Source organism: Glaciihabitans sp. GrIS 2.15 (assembly GCF_035984695.1).
Taxonomy (GTDB): domain Bacteria; phylum Actinomycetota; class Actinomycetes; order Actinomycetales; family Microbacteriaceae; genus Lacisediminihabitans.
In genome coordinates, this window is sequence record NZ_JAXCHU010000005.1 from 26,770 (window position 1) to 47,398 (window position 20,629).

Annotated in this window: 19 protein-coding genes; 5 read left to right on the forward strand and 14 right to left on the reverse strand. The window is 64.1% G+C overall.

What is annotated here, in order from left to right:
- Positions 1-45: 45 nt before the first annotated feature.
- Together RCH11_RS08535 and RCH11_RS08540 are read right to left on the reverse strand one after the other, a co-directional pair.
- Positions 46-750 carry a response regulator transcription factor gene (locus tag RCH11_RS08535; RefSeq protein ID WP_327056576.1) on the reverse strand — a complete coding sequence of 235 codons (705 nt, stop codon included), beginning with the start codon at positions 748-750 and terminating at the stop codon, positions 46-48.
- 176 nt (positions 751-926) lie between these two features.
- A complete protein-coding gene (locus RCH11_RS08540; protein WP_327056577.1) occupies positions 927-2,201 on the reverse strand; it encodes a class I SAM-dependent RNA methyltransferase in 1,275 nt (424 codons plus the stop codon).
- A gap of 71 nt (positions 2,202-2,272) precedes the next feature.
- Here RCH11_RS08540 and RCH11_RS08545 point away from each other — a divergent pair, with 71 nt between their 5' ends.
- Both RCH11_RS08545 and RCH11_RS08550 read left to right on the forward strand, forming a co-directional pair.
- A complete protein-coding gene (locus tag RCH11_RS08545; RefSeq protein ID WP_327056794.1) occupies positions 2,273-2,884 on the forward strand; it encodes a Maf family protein in 612 nt (203 codons plus the stop codon).
- Positions 2,885-2,983: 99 nt separating this feature from the next.
- On the forward strand, positions 2,984-4,744 hold the full coding sequence (locus RCH11_RS08550) for an acetyl/propionyl/methylcrotonyl-CoA carboxylase subunit alpha (RefSeq protein WP_327056578.1): 1,761 nt from the start codon (positions 2,984-2,986) through the stop codon (positions 4,742-4,744).
- A 97-nt stretch (positions 4,745-4,841) separates the two neighbouring features.
- Here the strand turns inward: RCH11_RS08550 and RCH11_RS08555 are convergent, their stop codons facing one another.
- Positions 4,842-5,798: a hypothetical protein gene (locus RCH11_RS08555; RefSeq protein ID WP_327056579.1), complete on the reverse strand. Its 957-nt coding sequence runs from the start codon at positions 5,796-5,798 to the stop codon at positions 4,842-4,844.
- Positions 5,799-5,985: 187 nt separating this feature from the next.
- Positions 5,986-7,422 (reverse strand): NAD(P)H-quinone dehydrogenase, encoded by a 1,437-nt coding sequence (locus RCH11_RS08560; protein ID WP_327056580.1) that lies wholly within the window; start codon positions 7,420-7,422, stop codon positions 5,986-5,988.
- A gap of 216 nt (positions 7,423-7,638) precedes the next feature.
- Here RCH11_RS08560 and RCH11_RS08565 point away from each other — a divergent pair, with 216 nt between their 5' ends.
- A complete protein-coding gene (locus tag RCH11_RS08565; RefSeq protein WP_327056581.1) occupies positions 7,639-8,463 on the forward strand; it encodes a purine-nucleoside phosphorylase in 825 nt (274 codons plus the stop codon).
- On the forward strand, positions 8,460-10,127 hold the full coding sequence (locus RCH11_RS08570) for a phospho-sugar mutase (RefSeq protein ID WP_327056582.1): 1,668 nt from the start codon (positions 8,460-8,462) through the stop codon (positions 10,125-10,127). The genes RCH11_RS08565 and RCH11_RS08570 overlap by 4 nt, the downstream gene beginning before the upstream one ends.
- 7 nt (positions 10,128-10,134) lie before the next feature.
- Here RCH11_RS08570 and RCH11_RS08575 read toward each other — a convergent pair whose 3' ends face one another.
- From RCH11_RS08575 to RCH11_RS08585, 3 genes are read right to left on the reverse strand one after another with little or no spacing between them, the layout of a single operon-like run.
- The gene (locus RCH11_RS08575) at positions 10,135-10,407 is read right to left on the reverse strand and encodes a PTS sugar transporter subunit IIB (RefSeq protein WP_327056583.1); all 273 of its coding nucleotides are present in this window, start codon (positions 10,405-10,407) and stop codon (positions 10,135-10,137) included.
- Positions 10,404-10,850, reverse strand: a complete 447-nt coding sequence (locus tag RCH11_RS08580) for a PTS sugar transporter subunit IIA (RefSeq protein WP_327056584.1) — start codon at positions 10,848-10,850, stop codon at positions 10,404-10,406. Before RCH11_RS08580 ends, RCH11_RS08575 begins: the two co-directional genes overlap by 4 nt.
- On the reverse strand, positions 10,850-11,980 hold the full coding sequence (locus RCH11_RS08585; RefSeq protein ID WP_327056585.1) for an adenosine deaminase: 1,131 nt from the start codon (positions 11,978-11,980) through the stop codon (positions 10,850-10,852). The genes RCH11_RS08580 and RCH11_RS08585 overlap by 1 nt, the downstream gene beginning before the upstream one ends.
- A 42-nt stretch (positions 11,981-12,022) precedes the next feature.
- On the opposite strand from RCH11_RS08585, the gene uriH reads away from it, so the two are divergent.
- Positions 12,023-12,970 carry a uridine-preferring nucleoside hydrolase UriH gene (gene uriH, locus RCH11_RS08590; protein ID WP_327056586.1) on the forward strand — a complete coding sequence of 316 codons (948 nt, stop codon included), beginning with the start codon at positions 12,023-12,025 and terminating at the stop codon, positions 12,968-12,970.
- A gap of 126 nt (positions 12,971-13,096) precedes the next feature.
- Here the strand turns inward: uriH and RCH11_RS08595 are convergent, their stop codons facing one another.
- The 7 genes from RCH11_RS08595 to RCH11_RS08625 all read right to left on the reverse strand — a co-directional run bounded on the left by RCH11_RS08595 (position 13,097) and on the right by RCH11_RS08625 (position 20,510).
- Positions 13,097-13,393 carry a hypothetical protein gene (locus tag RCH11_RS08595; RefSeq protein ID WP_327056587.1) on the reverse strand — a complete coding sequence of 99 codons (297 nt, stop codon included), beginning with the start codon at positions 13,391-13,393 and terminating at the stop codon, positions 13,097-13,099.
- Complete coding sequence (locus RCH11_RS08600) at positions 13,393-14,691, reverse strand: thymidine phosphorylase (RefSeq protein ID WP_327056795.1); 1,299 nt, start codon at positions 14,689-14,691, stop codon at positions 13,393-13,395. Before RCH11_RS08600 ends, RCH11_RS08595 begins: the two co-directional genes overlap by 1 nt.
- Positions 14,688-15,101: a cytidine deaminase gene (locus tag RCH11_RS08605; protein ID WP_327056588.1), complete on the reverse strand. Its 414-nt coding sequence runs from the start codon at positions 15,099-15,101 to the stop codon at positions 14,688-14,690. The genes RCH11_RS08600 and RCH11_RS08605 overlap by 4 nt, the downstream gene beginning before the upstream one ends.
- On the reverse strand, positions 15,101-16,408 hold the full coding sequence (locus tag RCH11_RS08610; protein WP_327056589.1) for an ABC transporter permease: 1,308 nt from the start codon (positions 16,406-16,408) through the stop codon (positions 15,101-15,103). The genes RCH11_RS08605 and RCH11_RS08610 overlap by 1 nt, the downstream gene beginning before the upstream one ends.
- Complete coding sequence (locus RCH11_RS08615) at positions 16,405-17,652, reverse strand: ABC transporter permease (RefSeq protein WP_327056796.1); 1,248 nt, start codon at positions 17,650-17,652, stop codon at positions 16,405-16,407. The genes RCH11_RS08610 and RCH11_RS08615 overlap by 4 nt, the downstream gene beginning before the upstream one ends.
- A gap of 68 nt (positions 17,653-17,720) precedes the next feature.
- The gene (locus RCH11_RS08620) at positions 17,721-19,277 is read right to left on the reverse strand and encodes an ABC transporter ATP-binding protein (RefSeq protein WP_327056590.1); all 1,557 of its coding nucleotides are present in this window, start codon (positions 19,275-19,277) and stop codon (positions 17,721-17,723) included.
- Between the two features lie 132 nt (positions 19,278-19,409).
- A complete protein-coding gene (locus RCH11_RS08625; RefSeq protein WP_327056591.1) occupies positions 19,410-20,510 on the reverse strand; it encodes a BMP family lipoprotein in 1,101 nt (366 codons plus the stop codon).
- Between the last annotated feature and the right edge of the window lie 119 nt (positions 20,511-20,629).

Consider the following 20,629-nt stretch of genomic DNA (forward strand, 5'->3'; position numbering starts at 1 on the left):
TTATGGGGTTGCCGGGCCAGCGATCCGGGCGAGGGCAAACCTCCCTTAGCGGCCATCACCAACATCTGGGTCGAGACCCGGCAAGATTCCATCTTCGACGGCCCGTCGAAGCAGGTCGACCTTGGTCGGCGCTGGGCGCCCCACTTCCACGTACTTGACGCGGATGCGATCCAGGTACTCCCGGGCGGTGGAATAGCCGATCCCCAACTGCTGGGCGGCCAGCTTCAGAGGGAGGCCGGAGGCGTAAAGGTGAAGGATCTCGCGCTCGCGACGACCGAGCTGGGCCTTCGCGAAATCGCGGTCCGCGTCGATAGCGGTCGCCCACTCGAGGTTGTTGAGCACCTCGCCGCGTGCGACAGTCTCGACGGCAGACATCACGGTCTTGGTCGCGGACGACTTGGGGATAACTCCGGCCGCTCCGGCGGCGAGCGCCTCACGAACGGAGGCCACCCGGTCGGCGATGGAGTGGATCAGTACGGCCGAGCCGGTGGCCTGCACTCGCTTGACATTTTCAGTGACGGTTGAGCCATCTCCGAGGGAGAGGTCGAGCACCACCACGTCGTTCTCGCGCCCGTCAAGGTTGTCGACAAACTCCTGCACCGATGCTGCGGCGAGGATGAAAGTGAAGCCAGCGTCGATACACGCAGCCTTCAACCCGAGTCGCACTGATTCGTGGTCGTCTACAACCGACACCCGCACCGTTCGCTGGTGCATTGCGGGTGTGGATTCCTCTGCTGTGGTCTGCGCCATCGTCGATCCTGTCTGCCCCCGTGGTGCTGAAAATCATTATTTCCCCCGGAGCCCATGGTACTGGCAGCTCGCCTTCCCCTGCGCTTGAGCCGCGCAGGAAAGCGCGTGTGCCGAAAATTTAGCCGAGTGGTACGTTGCACTCCACCGCTGCAAACGTATGCGGCGGAAGCGGGAAGCTACACCTTCGTGAGGGTCGCGACCGCTTCGACATGATGGGTGTTCGGGAAGAGATCGAAGGCCCGGAGCCTCGTGAGCACGTAGCCCCCCTCGGCAAACAGTGCGACATCCCTGGCCAGGGCAACCGGGTCGCACGCAACGTAGACGACCTGGACCGGATCGAGGGTAAGCAACTCGCTGACGACGCCCTTGCCCGCTCCCGCTCGTGGAGGATCGAGAATCACCGTTCCCGCTCCGAGGCGGGCGCGCTCGCTCGGGCTCGCAGTGGATCGCAACTGGCGCAGGAAGTTGTCGACGCGGGCGGTGACGGCGGCGGCCCCCACCCATTCCGAGAGATTGCCGGCCGCGTGATCGGTCGCGAGCGGGTCGCTCTCCACCGTGGTGATTCGGAGGTGGTTGCCGAAGCGGTCCCCGACGGCGGCGGCGAGGAGCCCGACCCCGCCGTAGAGGTCAAGGTTCGCGGCTCGCGGATCGAACAGGCTCGCGTCAATCGCCTCCTGCACGGCGAGAGTGAGGATCTCCGCGGCATGTCGGTGCACCTGCCAGAAACCGCGCGCATCCAGGCGGAACTCACGGTCACCGACCCGCTCGACGATGCGCTGCGCCTTCGGTCGCTCGGCTTTCTCCCCCTTACCCCGTTCACGGCTGGGCTTCGGGGTGTTGCCGGTGAGCACAAAGGCATTCCCCACGCTCGGCACCACCACGTCCACATGATCGAATCCGGGGAACTTCTCGTCGAGAGGAGTGATCGCGGCGACCTCCGGAGCCACCAGCGGCAGGTCAGTGACCGCCACGACGTGGTGCGAACGGGCGGCATACGGGCCAGGCATACCATCGGCCGCGACATGCAGTCTGAGGCGGGTGCGCCATCCGGTGCCGTCGGCGTTGCCACGGATCGCATCGACGGTGACGTCAGTTTCGATTCCGGCCATGCGGCCGAGCGAATCAGCGAGCACCTGGCGTTTGAGCTCACGCTGGTGGGCGATCTCAATATGGCCGAACTCGGCACCGCCCGCACGCTCCTCCGGGGTGCGATCGAGGGATGCTGCGGACCAGATGTGGGGCTGGCGGTGCTCGGACGGCGTCAACACGCTCAGCGTCTCGGCCCGCCAGAACGACTTCTTCGAGTCATCCGTGATTCTCACCAGCACGCGCTCACCGGGAATCGCATCGCTCACGAAGATCACGCGACCGTCGTGCCTGGCCACTGAGACACCCCCGTGGGCTACGTTGGTTACGTCTACCTCAACCTCTGTGCCCAGCAATTCACCCATCCCTCGAGCTTGCCACAGGAGGCGCTGTGCCCCACTCACCCCTGCCCGACTCACCCCGGCCCGACTCACCAGTGCGCCTGTACCTCGCCTCCACCTCGCCCGCCCGACTTGCCACCCTGCGGGCCGCGGGAATCGAGCCTGTTGTGCTGCCGTCTTTTGTCGACGAGGATGCCGCGGTCGAGGCCGCAGGCCCACTCACCCCGATCGAGATGGTGCTTCTGCTTGCCCGGCTCAAGGCATCCGCGGTGCTCGGTCCGCACATTGACGGAATCGTGCTTGGCGGAGACTCCGTCTTCGAGCTCGATGGAATCGTCTACGGCAAGCCGCACCTTCCCGAGGTAGCTCGTGAGCGCTGGATTTTGCAGCGCGGCCGCACCGGACATCTCCACTCCGGCCACTGGCTCATCGACCACCGCGGTGGGACCGCTCGAGGAGCCGTCGGGGATGTCGCGACAGCCGGCGTCACCTTCGCCTCCGACATCTCAGACCACGAGATCGACTCCTACATCGCCACCGGCGAGCCGCTGGAGGTGGCCGGAGCCTTCACGATCGACAGTCTCGGGGCCCCGTTCATTACTGCGGTCGACGGTGATCCGCACGCCGTCGTCGGCCTGTCACTCTCGACCCTGCGGTCACTGCTGCTGAAGTTCGAGGTGCGGTGGCCGTCGCTGTGGAACCGATGAACTTACCCTCGACGTTGTGGAACCCATCACCGACTCGCTGGTGATTTTTGTAGCCCAGCACCAAAGAGTGCCCGCCGCGGCCCCATATGCTAAAGGACTATGCCCCGCATCACGAAGGTCCTGGTCGCCAATCGCGGCGAAATCGCCGTCCGAGTCATCCGGGCCGCAAAGGACTCGGGAATCACCTCCGTGGCCGTCTACGCCGACCAGGATCGCGATGCCCGTCACGTGAAGCTTGCGGATGAGGCCTACGCCCTCGACGGGGCCACGAGCGCCGATACTTATCTGCGCATCGACAAGGTGCTGTCGATCGCCCGGCGGTCCGGAGCGGATGCCGTACATCCAGGCTACGGATTCCTAGCCGAGAACGCGGAGTTCGCCCGCGCGATCATCGGTGCCGGACTCACCTGGATCGGCCCATCACCCGACGCGATCGAGAAACTCGGCGACAAGGTCTCCGCACGGCACATCGCCGAGAAGGTGGGGGCACCCCTCGCGCCCGGAACTCTCAACCCGGTATCCGGCGCTAAGGAAGTACTCGACTTCGTGGACATCCACGGTCTTCCGGTCGCGATCAAAGCCGCGTTCGGTGGTGGCGGCCGCGGCCTCAAGGTCGCACGCACTCGCGAGGAGATCCCCGAGCTGTTCGAGTCAGCGACCCGGGAGGCCATCGCCGCCTTCGGTCGAGGAGAATGCTTCGTCGAGAAGTATCTCGACCAGCCCCGACACGTGGAGACGCAGTGTCTCGCCGATTCATTCGGCAAGGTCGTGGTGATCTCCACTCGGGACTGCTCCCTCCAGCGCCGGCACCAGAAACTGGTAGAGGAGGCGCCCGCACCCTTCCTCACCGACGAGCAGAACGCGCTGCTCTATTCGGCATCGAAGGCCATCCTCCAGGAGGTCGGCTATCTCGGTGCCGGTACCTGCGAGTTTCTGGTCGCGAAGGACGGATCTATCTCGTTCCTCGAGGTGAATACGCGCCTGCAGGTGGAGCATCCCGTATCGGAGGAAGTGACCGGAATCGACCTCGTGCGCGAACAGTTCCGGCTCGCCGAAGGCGGTGCGCTCGATTACGACGATCCTTCTCCCGAGGGGCATTCGTTCGAGTTCCGCATCAATGGTGAAGACCCGGGGCGCAACTTCTTCCCGGCTCCCGGACCCGTGCACGCGCTGCGTTTTCCCGGAGGGCCTGGCGTGCGTGTGGACAGCGGCGTCACCACCGGGGACGTGATCAGCGGTGCCTTCGACTCCCTGCTCGCGAAGCTGATTGTCACCGGATCCAGCCGCGAGGATGCCCTCGAACGCTCCCGCCGCGCCCTCGACGAATTCGAGATCGCCGGCCTGCCGACCGTGCTGCCGTTCCACCGCAAGATCGTGCGCGACCCGGCCTTCACCTCGTCGCCGTTCTCGATCTACACCCGCTGGATCGAGACCGACTTCGTCAACGACATCGAGCCCTGGAGCGGGTCCCTCGCCGACACTGCTTCAGCTCCCGCGCGACAGACCATCGTGGTGGAGGTCGACGGCAAGCGCATCGAGGTGTCGCTTCCGGCGCGCCTTGCCGCGGCATCCGGGGGCTCATCCGCAACACTCGGCGCTGCTCCCCAGCGCCGCGGGGGTGCCGGGGCCGTCGTCACTGCCACCGGCGACTCGGTGAAGGCGCCGATGCAGGCCACCATCGTGAAGCTCGCCGTCACCGAGGGTGACTCTGTGGTCAAGGGCGACCTCATCCTGGTGCTCGAGGCGATGAAGATGGAGCAGCCCATCGCCGCCCATAAAGACGGCATGATCGCCAATGTGAATGTCGGCGTGGGCGAGACCGTCTCCTCGGGCTACCTGTTGCTCGACATCACGAGCTGACGCTCCCTCCGCCCTTCCCGCCAACCATCTCCCGTTTTTACGATCATCCCCCTGTTTCGACCGGTAGGTGGTCGTAAAAATGGGAGGGGATGCAGCATCAGCGAACTCCGGCCGCATTCAGCAGCTGCCGAAGGCGCTTCGGGGATAGTGCCACCTCCCACGTCCAGCGACTCATCCCGCGGCCTGCTGCGCGGAGGTCATCCTCCCGCGCTTTCTCGTCGAGCAACGCTCGCTCAGGACTTCGGCCACGAAGGAACTCGGGATCGGTGTACTTGAAGCGACCGTCGAACTCGCCGATGTGCGCGAACTGCGGCCACCAGAAGTCGACGACGTACCAGCGACCGCTCGCCCCCTGCAGTTCGACCTGCAACTGCGGGGCCGGCACCCCGGCGATGGACATCGAGACTCGACTGATCGACTCGCCCGGTCGGTCAGCACGACCGTCGGCAAATTCGGCAGCCCTCCGCGCTTTCGCCTGACCGTGCGTCAGCGGGATGCGTGGAACCTCCAGCAAGAGGTGTTCACGCGTGAGGAGCGTTCGCGGTACCCCTGGAATCGGGTGGAAGGTGCGCCTCAACGCAGCATCGAGCGTGGTGACGCCTTCCATAAAAGGGTTCGTCGCTGCGACATCCATCGCGGTACGCGCCAGATCCGTAACCCGGATACCGTCGAGTCGCAGCAGGTGTCGCGGCACGCCGACTGGATGCCTGACGAGCTTGGAATTGACCCGTCCTGCGCCCCCTTCCCTCTCCAAAATGTGAACCCGAGTAGGCCAGGCATCAACGCGCGGGAGTCGCCAGAGACATGCCGCCGATTCGTGGGATACGACGATGTCGCGGTCGATCGCGAGGCCTACCGCCTCGATTCGCAGTCGGTATTGGGCATCTTGATCGAGCGACATCCACAGGTTGGATTCGGTATAGATTCCCGGAAATAGTCGAACGAGCTCGCCCCGCCGTGTTCGGGCGAGAAGCACCGCCTTGTCGGTTGCGGCGATCTGCTCGCGCGAGAAGAGAAGAGGGCTACGCCACTCGGCTTCGATGAAAATGGTCATCCCGCGAGCCTGGCTGCGGTGTCGGCCTCCCGTGGGGTGCGCACCCATTTCGTGCACAACATCCTCGGTGCGGTGGTGGTGAAGGAGTAGACGCGCCGACCACCTCCCGTTTTTGCGACCACCGCCGACCGCGCACAGGGCGGTGGTCGCAAAAACGGGAGGTGGTAGCGGGTCAGGAGGGCCGGGGTTAGTTGACGATGTGCATCGCCCGGGCGGCATCCGTGATGCTGTCGGAGAGCGAGGGATAGACAGCGAAGGCGCGGGCGACCTGGTCGACGGTCAGGCGGTGCTCGACGGCGATCGCGATCGGCAGGATGAGTTCGGATGCCCGAGGCGCGACGATCACGCCACCGATGACCGTTCCCGACCCGGTACGGGCGAACAGTTTGACGAAGCCGTCCTTGATACCCATCATCTTCGCGCGCGGGTTCGACGCCAAGGGGAGCTTGTAGATCACTCCCTGCGTGATGCCATCTTCGATCTGCTTTTGCGACCAGCCGACCGTCGCGATCTCCGGCTGCGTGAAGATGTTCGAGGTGACGTTTCGCAACTCGGTGGGATTCACGGCATCGCCCATCGCGTGGAAGACGGCCGTGCGGCCCTGCATGGACGCGACGGATGCCAGGGGCAGGAAGTCCGAGCAGTCACCGGCGGCATAGATGGAGGGCATCGAGGTGCGTGCCACCCTGTTTACCCGGATATGGCCGGAGTCGGTGAGCTGCACGCCCGCTTCCTCGAGCCCGATGCCAGCGGTATTCGGAACCGAGCCGACCGCCATCAGGCAATGGCTTCCTCCGACGGTGCGACCGTCCGAGAGCGTCGCGATCACACCATCCGCGGTGCGCACGACCGAATCGGCGCGGGACTTGGAGAGCACGGTCATGCCATTGCGCTTGAAGACGTCTTCGATCACTCGCGCAGCGTCGGCATCCTCCCCCGGCAGCACCTGGTCGCGGGAGGAGATCAGGGTGACCTTGGAGCCAAGCGCGGTGAAGGCCGAGGCGAATTCGGCGCCGGTCACACCGGATCCGACGACGATGAGGTGCTCTGGCGTCTCTTTGAGCGTATACAGCTGCGTCCAGGTGAAGATACGTTCGCCGTCGGGCACCGCCGAGGGGAGGATGCGCGGACTCGCGCCGACCGACACGACGATGGTGTCGGCGTTGATCTCGTCGAAGTCCGTGCTGGTCCTGCCCTTACTGGTTGACACGACGACACGGTTGGGTCCGTCCAGTCGGCCATCGCCCTGGATGACGGTTACCCCGGCCTTGATGAGCTGGGACTTCATATCTTCGGACTGCTGGCGGGCCAGGCGCATCAGTCGCTGATTGACCGCCGCAAGGTTGACCGCGACCTCTGGGCGCACCGGTCGGCCAGAATCACCGCGGAGGAAAAACTGCACCCCGAGGTCGGCAGCCTCGCCGATGGCGTTCGCGGCTTCGGCTGTGGCGATGAGGGTCTTGGAGGGAACCACGTCGGTGAGCACAGCCGAGCCGCCAACCCCGACGCGCTCGACCACGGTGACCTCGGCTCCCATCTGGGCTCCGGTGAGCGCCGCTTCGTAGCCACCGGGGCCGCCCCCGACGACAGCGATACGTTGCTTGCGCTCAAATTCATAGGACATACCTCTATTCTCCCGCAGGGAACAGTGGCACCACGACTCAAAGGCGCGGGGAATGGCCTCAACGGGGGTGGCTTTCCCGGTGTGACGCTCGACACACACAGCAGTGCGGAGGCGGCGCGGTGCAGCATCCCCGCGCGATGCGGAGAACCCTGTTCCCATCCATCACAGGGTAGGCGAAGTGGCCGGCTGAGGTCGGCTCTCCCATAGGCTGGGCGGATGCCGAATCCTCTCGACGACAACGCTGCCGACCCATTCGAAATCGCTGCCATCGCGGCGGCTGAGATCGCCGAGCGCACCGGTGTCACCCATCACGACATCGCCCTGACACTCGGCAGCGGTTGGGGTAAGGCGGCCGATCTCATCGGGGAGACCACCGCCACTATTCCGGCGGCGGAAGTCACGGGTTTCAGCACACCCGCGCTCGAAGGGCACGTCGGTACTCTGCGCTCGATTCGGCTCGCCGATGGCAGGAATGCGCTCGTCATCGGAGCTCGAACCCACTACTACGAGAACCACGGGGTGCGGCGTGTCGTGCACAGCGTGCGCACGGCGGCCGCCACTGGTGCGACGACCATGATCCTCACAAACGGGGCGGGCGGCATCCGGGAGACCTGGAAGCCAGGCACACCGGTGCTCATCAGCGACCACATCAACCTCACGGCGGACTCTCCGCTCGAGGGTGCGACCTTTATCGACCTCACGGACCTCTACAGTGCCCGCCTGCGGGCGATAGCGAAGCGCGTCGATCCGACTCTCGACGAGGGCGTTTACACCCAGTTTCGCGGACCGCATTACGAGACCCCGGCGGAGGTGCAGATGGCCAAGGCCATCGGCGGCCATATCGTGGGTATGTCCACCGCCCTTGAAGCAATCGCCGCGCGACAGGCCGGCATGGAGATCCTCGGACTCTCATTGATCACCAATCTCGCTGCGGGCATCCAGAAGACCCCATTGAGCCACGCCGAAGTGCTCGAGGCGGGTCGGGATGCCGAACCGGTGATTTCGGCTCTGTTGGCGCGGATTGTGCAGGAGTTGTCGTGAACGTCATCGACGTCGCTCGGGCCTGGCGCGACCAGGATCCGGATGACGAGACCCGCGCCGAACTCGACCACCTGATTGCGGATGCCGAGGCCGACTCCACGCAAGCCCTCAACGAACTTCACGATCGCTTCGATACCCGCCTCGAATTCGGCACGGCCGGCCTCCGCGGGCGCACCGAGGCGGGCTCCAATCGGATGAATCGGGTGCTCGTGGCGCAGGCGGCGGCAGGGTTCGCGGCCTTTCTCCTCTCCCGAACGTCCCTCAACGGCGCGCCGAGCGTCGTCATCGGCTACGACGGCCGCAAGAACTCGCGGGTTTTCGCCGTCGATACCGCCGAACTGATGGCCGGAGCCGGTGTGCGTGCGGTGCTCCTGCCGCGATTGTTGCCGACTCCCGTGCTGGCATTCGCCGTGCGAGAGCTGAAGCTGAGCGCCGGAGTCATGGTGACGGCGAGTCACAACCCTGCCAAGGACAACGGGTACAAGGTCTACCTCGGCGATGCGGACGAGGGGTCCCAGATCGTTCCCCCGCTCGACCACGAGATCGCGGCCCACATCCTCGCCGTGGCCACCAACCAGAGCGTGCTGCAGCTGCGCCGATCGATGGACTACGAGATCGCGGGCGAGCACGTAATCGATGAGTACGTTCGCCGCACTGCCGCGCTCGCGACACATCCGAAGTCTGCACTTCGCTATGTCTATACCGCCATGCATGGCGTGGGTTGGGAGACCGCACACCGGGTGTTTGTCGAGGCGGGGTTCGGCGAGCCGACCGTCGTCGCCCTCCAGATCGAGCCGGACGCAGCATTCCCCACCGTGGCCTTCCCCAACCCGGAAGAGCCGGGGGCACTTGACCTCGCCTTCGACACGGCCATCACCGCCGACGCGGAACTCGTGATCGCGAACGATCCGGATGCGGACCGCCTTGCCATCGGCATCCCCGATGTCGACGGCGACTGGCACCGTCTCAGCGGCAACCAGGTTGGCGCGCTACTCGGCTGGCGAGCGGCCGAGCGGCTCGCCGCTGCCGGCACTCCCGGCACTCTCGCGGCCTCCATCGTCTCCTCCCCCGCTCTCGCGGAGGTCGCCCGCCACTACGGTCTGGCTTACGTCGACACGCTCACCGGGTTCAAATGGGTTTCCCGCGTGCCTGGCCTGTCCTACGGCTACGAGGAAGCGCTCGGGTACCTTGTCGATCCGGCGAAGGTTCGCGATAAGGACGGCATCTCCGCGGCCGTCGAATTCCTGGGCCTCGTCGCCGACCTGAAGGCCGCGGGCCGAACAGTCACCGACCATCTTGCCGACTTCGCGGGAAGGTTCGGTGCATTCGCCTCCGCCCAGATATCGATCCGGGTGACGGATCTCAGCGAAATTCCGCGTCTAATGGACACTCTGAGACAGTCGCCACCCGAGAGGATCGGCGCTGCGGCAGTGCGCCGGATAGACGATTTTGCCGAGGGCTTCGGGGGACTTCCCGCCAGCGACATCCTGCGCCTCTGGCTTGAGGATGGATCACGGGTGATCGTGCGCCCCAGCGGAACCGAGCCGAAGATAAAGGTCTACATCGACGCCTCGAGTGTCGAGGGAACCCCGGCCCGTCGCCAGGCAGTCGCCCAGGCGACCGTCGATCGCCTGGAAGCGGGTATGCGCGCGATCTTCGCCTGATGGCGCTCTAGCCGAGCGCCGCTTCGAGCTTTCGCGCAAGTTCCTCGGTGTCGAAGTAGTTCTCGATCACGATCACGTCGGCGTTTGTCGGTCCGATCGCGTCGACGAATTCGGCAGAGGTGAGGATGACCTGGGCATCTGCCGCGTCGGAGCTGAGGCTCGAGAGGTGAGCGGCCGTGACATCCGCTTCAAGTTCGAGTCGCTTGAGCACTCGCTCCGCATTGACCTTCAGGATGCCCGAACTGCCGATGCCGGAACCGCAGATGGCGACGATCTTCATGAAGCGTTTCCCAGGATTTCCTGTATCTCTGCCACACTCGCCGCTGTCGTGAGACGCGAGATCGCACTCGAGTCGTTGAAGACATTCGCGAGTTCGGCGACGGTCTCGAGGTGGGTTTCAGCCGACTTGATGGCGAGGCCGAGCACCACACTCACCGGGTCATTATGCGGATGACCGAACACCACGGGCGTCGCAAGGGTCACGACCGCGAGACCGTCAGCGAGCACATCCGGACCGGGTCGCGCGTGCGCCAGAGCAAGCCCAGGGGCGATCACGACGTAGGGTCCGTGCTCATCGATCATACGGATCATCTCGTCGGAATAGCCCGGAAGGGTTGCACCGGATTCGAAGAGGGCACGCCCCGCCAGTCGCACGGCGGCACGCCAATCATCGGCCTCGGCACCGACGATGATCGCCGACTCGGCGAGGGTGGGTAGTGGCATCAGGCTCGCTCGAATCCAGCGCTGATCTGATCAGCCAGCCCCTCACGCTCTTCGAAGGGGAGGAAGCTCGATCCGGCAGCGTTCAGCTGAAACACTTCGAGGTCGGTCAGGTCGTAGTCGAAGGTCTCGGCAAGCAGGGCGAGTTCACGACTGAGAGAGGTGCGGCTCATGAGGCGGTTGTCGGTGTTTACCGTTACGCGGAAGCCGAGCTGATAGAGCAGGTCAAAGGGGTGATCGATCAGTTCGTCACCCCACTGCGCGATGGCCCCGGTCTGCAGGTTCGAGGAGGGACTCAGCTCAAGCGCGATCTCCCGATCCTTGACCCATTGCGACAGGCGGCCGAGTTCCACGTAGGTGTTTTCATCATCTGAGCGGTCAACGGTGATGTCCTCGGCGAGTCGCACACCGTGACCGAGACGCAGCGCGCGACCGTCGAACAGGGCTCCGCGGATGCTCTCGAGCCCGTCGGCCTCCCCGGCGTGCACCGTCGTGGGGAGGTAGTGCCTGGCGAGGTAGTCGAATGCCTCACGGTGACTGCCCGCGGGGAATCCGGCCTCGGCCCCCGCGATGTCGAAGCCGACGACGCCATTGTTGCGGTGACGGACGGCCAGTTCGGCGATTTCGAGCCCGCGCTCGGCGTGCCGCATGGCCGTTACGAGTTGGCCGATCCGGATGCTTCGACCCGCCTGCTTCACGGATTCGATGCCCTCTTCGATACCTTCCTGCACAGCCTCGACGGTCTCATCGAGTGAGAGCCCGCGCGAGACGTGCTGTTCCGGAGCCCAGCGGATCTCGCCGTAGATCACGCCGTCGGCATCGAGGTCCTCAACGAACTCGCGCGCGACGCGGGTGAGCCCTTCCGTGGTCTGCATCACCGAAGTGGTGATGTCGAAGGTCTTCAGGTACTCGACGAGCGAGCCGGAGTCCGACTTCTCAGCGAACCAGTCGCCGAGGGCTGCGGCATCCGTCTTCGCTCCATTCGTTTGGGGAAGCGCGAAACCGATCTCGTCAGCGAGTTCGATGATCGTCTGCGGTCGAAGTCCGCCGTCGAGGTGGTCGTGGAGGGAGACCTTGGGAAGGGCGGTGATGTTCGCCCCACCGCCGGGCATGAAGAAGTCTGAGGGGGTCATGCCCCAAATCTATCGGGTGACACCGGCCACTAACCTGACGGAATGGCGAACAAGATCATTCTGGATTGCGACCCCGGCCACGACGATGCGATTGCACTGATCCTGGCTCACGGCAATCCCGAGATCGAGCTCGTTGCGGTGACGACCGTGCACGGCAACCAGACCATCGAAAAGGTGACCCGCAACGCGCTGGCAGTCGCGCGAATCGCCGGAATCGCTGGCGTACCGTTCGCCGCCGGTGCCCATCGGCCGCTCGTGCGCACTGCCGAGGTGGCCGATTCGATCCATGGTGAATCGGGGCTCGATGGGCCGGTTCTGCCGTCACCGTCGTTCGACGCCGATCCCCGACACGCCGTCGATCTCATCATCGACACAATCCTGTCTTCTCCTCCCGGGACGATCACGCTGGTGCCAACCGGCGCGCTCACCAACATCGCCCTCGCCGTGCGCAAAGAACCACGTATCGCATCGCTCGTGAAGGAGGTCGTGCTCATGGGCGGCGGCTATCACGGCGGCAACTGGAGTGCGGCGGCCGAGTTCAATATCGTGATCGATCCAGAGGCGGCCCACATCGTCTTCAACGAGAACTGGAAGCTCACAATGGTGGGGCTGGATGTCACCCACCAGGCACTCGCGACTCCCGATGTCGTCGCCGCCATCGCCGCCGTCGGCACGGGTCCGGCGCGATTCGTGGTCGAACTCCTGGACTTCTTCGGGCACACCTATCGGGATGTCCAGGGCTTCGAACATCCGCCTGTGCACGATCCCTGCGCGGTTGCCCTCGTGATCGACCCGAGCGTGATGACCGTCGTCAAGGTACCCCTGAACATCGAGCTCACCGGCACGTTGACGCTCGGCATGACCGTGGCCGACTTCCGATCCGCGCCCCCCGACGACTGCACCACCCACGCCGCCACAAACCTCGACCATGCAAAGTTCTGGGCGCTGATAGTGGATGCGCTCACCCGGATCGGCGAGCCGCCGCAGTAACCGCGCCCGTCGCCCCCGTCCCCCGTCACCCCCGTCGCCCGTCCCCCCGCGTCACCATCTCCCGTTTTTACTACCACCCCCCTGTGTCGACAGGTGGGTGGTCGTAAAAACGGGAGATGGTTGGGTTTAGCGGGGTGGGGAGCGGCGAAAGGCGAGCACGACGAGCCCGCCAAGCGCAACTGCGCCAAGGATGCGGCGGAAGGGGTTCACTCCCCGAGCGATCTCATCGGCGCCCCAGACGAGGAGGGCGAGCACCGCCACGACGCCGACACCGGTGCGCACCTTCGATGGGGGCAGCAACACTCCGACGAGAGTCGCCCCGGAGAAGATCTTCTGCTCGAGATTGGCGGACTGGCCGATGGTGATCCTTCCGGTCTCCCGGCTGCGGAACATCCAGTTCATTCGATCCTTATTGCGTGACATCAGGCCCCAATCCGTTCGGCGATGAGCGGACCACCGGTGACGATCTCATCGCCCGCATCACCAACACGGTACGCGCCTTCCAATGCTTCGAGTGCTCGGGCGAATCGTTCGGGCTCGTCGGCGCTCAGGGTGAAGAGCGGCTGGCCTGCCGTGACGATGTCCCCCGGTTTCGCGTGGAGGTCGATACCAGCAGCGTGCTGCACCGGATCCTGCTTGCGCGCCCGCCCCGCCCCGAGCCGCCAGGCTGCGATGCCGAACGGCAGCGCCTGCTGCTCCACGAGCACGCCGTCGCGGAGGGCGGTGACCACGTGAGTCTCCCGCGCCACCGGCAGCGCGGCGGTCGGGTCCCCGCCCTGGGCGCGGATCATGCGGTTCCAACTATCCATAGCCCGCCCGTCTGCGAGGGCGGCTTCGACATCCGCGTCCGGCTGGCCGGCGTGACGGAGCATCTCGCGAGCGAGGGCGACGGTGAGGGCGACGACATCTGACGGGCCGCCGCCCGCGAGCACTTCCACGGACTCGCGCACCTCATTGGCATTGCCGATGGCCAAGCCGAGCGGCACGTTCATGTTGGTGAGGAGAGCGGATGTCGCAACTCCGGCATCCTCACCGAGAGCGACCATCGTCTGGGCGAGTTCGCGCGACTGGGCGATGTCCTTCAGGAAGGCGCCAGAGCCGAACTTGACATCGAGCACGAGCGCGGATGTGCCCTCCGCGATTTTCTTGGACATGATCGAGGAGGCGATCAGGGGAATCGACTCCACCGTGCCGGTGATGTCGCGGAGGGCATAGAGCTTGCCATCGGCGGGGGCGAGCCCGGAGCCGGCCGCGCAGATCACCGCGCCAACGTCGTCGAGGATGGCCCGCATCCGCTCGCTGGAGATGTCGGCCTCCCAGCCGGAAATCGACTCGAGCTTATCGAGGGTGCCGCCGGTGTGGCCGAGTCCTCGTCCGGAGAGCTGAGGAACGGCGACGCCGAAGGAGGCGACGAGCGGGGCGAGCGGCAGCGTGATTTTATCGCCGACGCCTCCGGTGGAGTGCTTATCGGTGGTCCTTTTGGCGAGACCCGAGAAATCCATCGTCTCCCCGGAAGCGATCATCGCGAGGGTCAGGTCGCGGATCTCTCGCCGCTCCATGCCGTTGAGGAAGATCGCCATCGCCATTGCCGCCATCTGCTCCTCGGCGACATACCCGCGGGTGTAGGCATCGACGAGCCAGCCGATCTGTTCGGTCGTGAGCACGCCGTGATCGCGCTTGGAGTGGATGAGGTCGATGACGTCGAACGCTTCGATGGCTATGGTGTCGCTCCATTCTTTTCATACTCGGCAAGCTGGCGCGGGCCGAAGGCATCCGGAATCACTTCGTCGATCGTCTTGACGCCCGAGACGGTTTCGAGAAGCATGCCGGGAGCGGAATGTTCATAGAGCAGCTGGCGGCAGCGCCCACACGGCATGAGGATGTTGCCGCGTCCGTCGACACAGGTGAAGGCAACGAGCCGTCCGCCGCCGGTCATGTGCAGCGAGGAGACGAGAGCACATTCGGCGCAGAGCGTCAGGCCATAGGAGGCATTCTCCACGTTCGCTCCGGAGATGATCCGCCCGTCGTCGACAATGGCGGCCGCGCCAACCGGAAACTTCGAATACGGTGCGTAGGCGTGAGTATTCGCCTCGTTCGCGATCGCGCGCAGCGCCTCCCAGTCGATGTCCATCACTTGATGTACGGCCTGCCAGAGGCCGCGGGAGCTCGTACCCTGCCGACCAGTCCGGCCACGGCGAAGATCGTCACGACATAGGGAAGCATCAGCATGAACTCGCTCGGTACCGGCGATCCGATGACACCAAGGACATTTTGCAGGTTCGTCGCGAACCCGAACAAAAGCGCCGCCATGGTCGCGCGGAGGGGATCCCAGCGACCGAAAATTACCGCAGCGAGGGCGATGAATCCGGCTCCGTTGGTCATTTCTTTGTTGAACGCCCCCACCACGACGAGCGTGTAGTAGGCGCCGCCCATTCCGGCGATGGCGCCCGCCAGCGAGACATTCCAGAATCGCGTGCGGTTGACGTTGATGCCGACCGTGTCAGCGGCCTGCGGGTGCTCCCCGGACGACCGCAGCCGCAGTCCCCACTTGGTGTGGAAAAGCCCGAAATACACCAACGCCACCGTCACGTACATGATGTAACTGATGACGGTCTGCTGGAACAGCACCGGCCCGATGATTGGAATCTGACTCAGCACCGGGATGTTCACCCGGGGAAACTGAATCGGCGAGTTCAAGACCTGAGAGTTCGGGCTCAACAGGGTGGAGTAGAGAAAGCTCGTGAGGCCCTGCACGAGCACGTTCAGGACCACTCCGACGATGATCTGGTCGACGAAGTACTTGATCGAAAACGCGGCGAGGACGAACGAGACCAGCATGCCGGCCACCATCGCCGCCAGCAGTCCGACAACGGGTTGGCGAGTGATGGACGACACGATGGCTGCGACGAATGCTCCGGCCAGGAGCTGCCCCTCGATGGCAATGTTGACGACCCCGACGCGCTCGGAAATGACGCCGCTGAGGGCACCGAAGATCAGTGGTGTAGCGAGCCCGACCGTTCCGATGAGAAGGCCCGGAATCGGCACCGTCCCGCCCGACGCCGCCCAGGCCAGGAAGCCAAACATGAAGAGGATGGCGTAGATCACGATCACCCAGATCGGCACCCGGCGGCTCTGCCGCACCAGGATGGCCGCGGTGGCGGCGATCAGGATGAGCAGTATCGACACCACGACGCCGGTGGCGCGCGTCGGCACCTGCAGCTCGGGCAGTGGGAAGAAATCCTGCGAAGTTGACAGCCGGAAGGTACTGATGCCCGTGCCGGTCCTCGTAACGAGAGCGAACAAAATGACCGCTATGACCGCGAAGATCCCCAGCGCAATGGGTGCCTTCCAGCTCTTCACCACGGCGGTGGCAAGGGCGACGACCGACGTACCGGGTGCGCCGTGGGAGGAACCGACGTTGCTCGTTACCGCTGTCATTTGGTCACCACCGCTTTCTTGCCCTGAACCGCGGATGCTCTCGGCCTGAGCTTCACTCGCGGTTGAGGTAACCGAAATACGGCTCGAATGAGCGGCGGTGCCGCAATGAACAATACGATCAACGATTGCACCACCAGGATGATGTCGATGGGAATTCCCTCCACCGCCTGCATCGTGAACCCGCCCGCTTTGAGGGCACCAAACAGGATGGCCGCCCAGAAGACGCCCCAGGGCCGAGAGCGCCCGAGCAACGCGACGGTGATGGCATCGAATCCGAGCCCGGCGTCGATGCCCGAGGTGAATCCGGAGGTAATCACGCCCTGCACCTGGTTTGCGCCGGCCATTCCGATGAGCGCCCCGGAGATCAGCATGACGAAGACATAGGTGTTCTTGACATTGATGCCAGCCACCCTGGCCGCGTTCGGGTTTTCGCCCACCGCACGGAAGCGGAATCCGAGGCTCGAACGATTGAGCAGCCACCACACGGCGAGGGTCGCGGCGATCACGAGAAGAAACCCGATGGTCAGGTTGTACTGCGGACCGAGCAGTCGCGGAAAGATCGCGTTCGGGTGCATTCCCGGCGACTTGGGATTATTGGATCCCGGCGCCTGCAAGAGCCCCTTCGTACTGAGCAGGTAACTGATCAGGTAGAAGGCAACGTAGTTGAGCATGATCGTGACGATCACCTCGTGAGCGCCGGTTCGCGCCTTGAGGATGCCGGCGAGCCCACTCCAGAGCGCTCCGGCGAGGATGCCGGCAGCAAGCGCAAGAACCAGATGGATGCCGGGTGGCAGGTCGAAAGCGAAGCCAACCCACCCGGCCGCGGCGGCACCGAACAGCATCTGGCCTCGCCCACCGATGTTGAACATGCCCGCTCGAAAACCAACCGCAACACCGAGGCCCGCCGCGACCAGAGGAGTGGCGAAGCTCAACGTCTCGGTCAGCGGCCGAATACCATCGACGAAGTCGGGGCGAGAGAAGTTGTAGACGGAACCCTGGATCAGCGAACCGTAGGCGCCAGAGACCGCCTGCCAGATCGCCGAGAAGGTGTCGGCGGGTCGAGAGAAGAAGTAGCCGGATGCCGCGCGCACCGTTGGGTCGGTCAGCGCGATCAAGATCGCGCCAGCCACCATCGCGAGCACAACGGCGAGAATAGAGATGACCGCACTGCCGGAAACAATCTCTCGCAGAGCTCCGCTGAATCGGGAGTCGGTCTCCGGCTCGCTCTCGTCCGGCCCGGTCATCGTGTTGCCCGGCTGAAGAGCTGGATCATCCACTGTGGCCTGGCTGTTTCCAGGGGCCTTTTCGACGCTCACGCCGCGACCTCCTTCGAGACTGTTGGCTTCGGTGTCGGTGGGACGGAAAGCCCTGCCGGCACCTCCCCCGCCATCATCAAACCGAGCACCTCACGCGGGGTGTCTCCCGGTACTATTCCGACGATGCCCCCCCGGTACATGACGGCGATGCGGTCGGCGAGAGCGACGACTTCATCGAGTTCGGTTGAGACCACAACGACGGGAATTCCGGAATCCCGCGTCGCAATGATGCGCTTATGAACGAATTCGATGGATCCCACATCCAGCCCACGCGTGGGTTGCGCTGCCACGAAAAGGCGCAGGTCGCGGCTGAGTTCGCGAGCGAGAACGACTTTCTGCTGGTTACCACCGGAGAGCTGACTGGCTCGGGAGGCAATACCCTGTGCTCGAATGTCGAATTCCTTCAGCTTATTTTCGGCGAACTCAACGAGGTAACCCAGCTGCAAGCTTCCCGCTCTGGTGAACGGCTTTCCCACCGAGCGATCGAGCATCAGGTTCTCGGCGACGGTGAACTCGCCGACCAGCCCATCCTCCTGGCGATCCTCTGGCACAAAACCGACCCCGGCTTCGAGCACCCGTCGTACGCTGTGGCCGAGAAGTGGCTTGCCATCGAGCGTGATGTCGCCGGTGACGTGATCCTGCAGGCCCATGATTGCTTCGGTGAGTTCGGTCTGGCCATTGCCCTGCACTCCGGCGATGGCGAGAACTTCCCCGGACTTCACCTCGAAGCTCACATCGTTGACGACGAGCTGGGAGTGATGATCGACGACGGAGAGATGGCTAATGACGAGTGCGGCCACCCCCGGCTTCTCCGCATTCTTTTCGAGAGTGAGGTCGACCGGTCGACCAACCATGAGAGACGCCAACTCAGCATTGGTGGCAGTGGGAGACGCTTCGGCAACGACCTTACCCAGACGGATGACCGTGATCCGGTCAGCCACCTCGCGGACTTCCCGCAGCTTGTGAGTGATGAAAACAATGGAGGTTCCCGATGCCTTGAGCTGTTTCATGATCGACATGAGCTCGTCGGTTTCCTGGGGCGTGAGCACAGCGGTTGGCTCATCGAAAACGAGCACTTGCGCATCGCGCGACAACGCCTTGATGATCTCGACCCGCTGCTGGATACCGACCGGGAGATCTTCGACCAGCGCATCCGGGTCGACCTGGAAGCCGAATTGGGCCGAAATCCGGTTGACCTCCGCGCGTGCCGCCTTCAGGTTGAGTCGCCCGCCGAAGGTGGTCTGCTCGTGCCCGAGCATCACATTCTCGGCGACCGTGAACACCGGAATGAGCATGAAGTGCTGGTGCACCATACCGATGCCGGCGGCCATCGCATCACCGGGGCCGGCGAAATGCTGCACAGCATCGTCGAGCAAAATCTGTCCCTCGTCGGCCTGGTAGAGACCGTAGAGCACGTTCATGAGGGTTGACTTGCCCGCGCCGTTTTCACCGAGCAGACAGTGAATCTCGCCCGGCTCTACCGTGAGACTGATGTGGTCGTTAGCGACGAGTGCGCCAAAGCGCTTCGTAATGCCACGAAGTTCGAGCTTCATGATTCACAATCTATCCGGCGCCGTCGCACGGATGGGAAAGACGAATGGAAATGAGTCGGGGAGGCCAGCGACGCTGGTCTCCCCGACTATCGAAGTGGTGCTTTTCAGAACATTGTCCGAACGCTTCTTCGCCTACTTGGGGGTGGAGGGAGACTCGACCTTGATTTTGCCGCTCACGATATCGGCCTTGATGGCGTCGAGTTCCTTTTTGAGACCGGAGTCGACCTTCGACTCGAACTTGTGGAACGGTGCCATACTGACGCCGCCGTTTTCCAGCGTTCCCACATAGGGCGTGGCATCGAACTTGCCGGCAGAAGCAGAAGCGACGATATCGGCGATGTCTCCACTCATGTTCTTCATGATCGACGAGAAGTAGAGGTCGTCGTACTTCGGGAAGGTCACGAAGACATCCGCATCCGCCCCGATCAGGGCAATCGGCTTGCCGGAGCTGACGATGGCTGCGCCCGCGCTCTGGAAGATCGGCCCGCCGACCGGAAGGATGACATCGGCGTTCTGATCAATCAGGGTCTGAGCGGCGTTCTGAGCCTCGGTGCCGGCAGCAAAACCGCCGGTGAAGGCTCCGTTCTGCGCCTTGACATCCCAGCCAAGCACCTTGACGTTCTTGTTCTTCTGCTTATTGAAGTACGCCGCACCGTCAGCGTAGCCATCCATGAAAATGGTGACCGGCGGAATCTTTACTCCGCCGAAGGTGCCGATGACGCCGGTCTTGCTGTAGCTCGCTGCCGCGTAACCGACCAGGAATGCCGCTTGCGCGGTGTCGGAAAGCACTGGCTTCACATTCGGGAGGGTCAGCGTTGAAAAATCAGCGTTGGAGAGCGCGGAGTCAACCAGTGCGAAGTTCACCTTGGGGTTCGCTTTGGCCGCGTCCCTGGTGGCGTTGGCCAGGTTGAATCCAACGGTCACGATCAGGTTGCAACCCTGGCCCACCATCTGGGCGAGGTTCGGTACGTAGTCATTTTCGGTGACCGACTGCACATGGGCCTCTTTAACACCCAGCTTCTTGGCTGCACTCTGCAGGCCCTCGAGGCCAAGTTGATTGAACGACTTGTCATCGAACCCGCCCTGGTCAGAGACCATGCAGGGCTTGAAATTGGACGCCGCGGCGCTGTTTTTCGTGGTTGGTGCTGGCGCCGATGCGCAACCGGCGAGCAGCGCCGCAACTCCGATTGTGGCAAGGCCGCCCAACAGTCGGCTGCGAGAAGTGAGTCTCAAGGTGTCCTCCAAGATGCTGCCCAGCGGAAAACGCTGGGGCTTAGTGGTGTACACGTTAGCGAACGATGGGAATCTCGGATGGCCTCACGGCACGGCCGTGGCCGAACCGTCACCTAGCG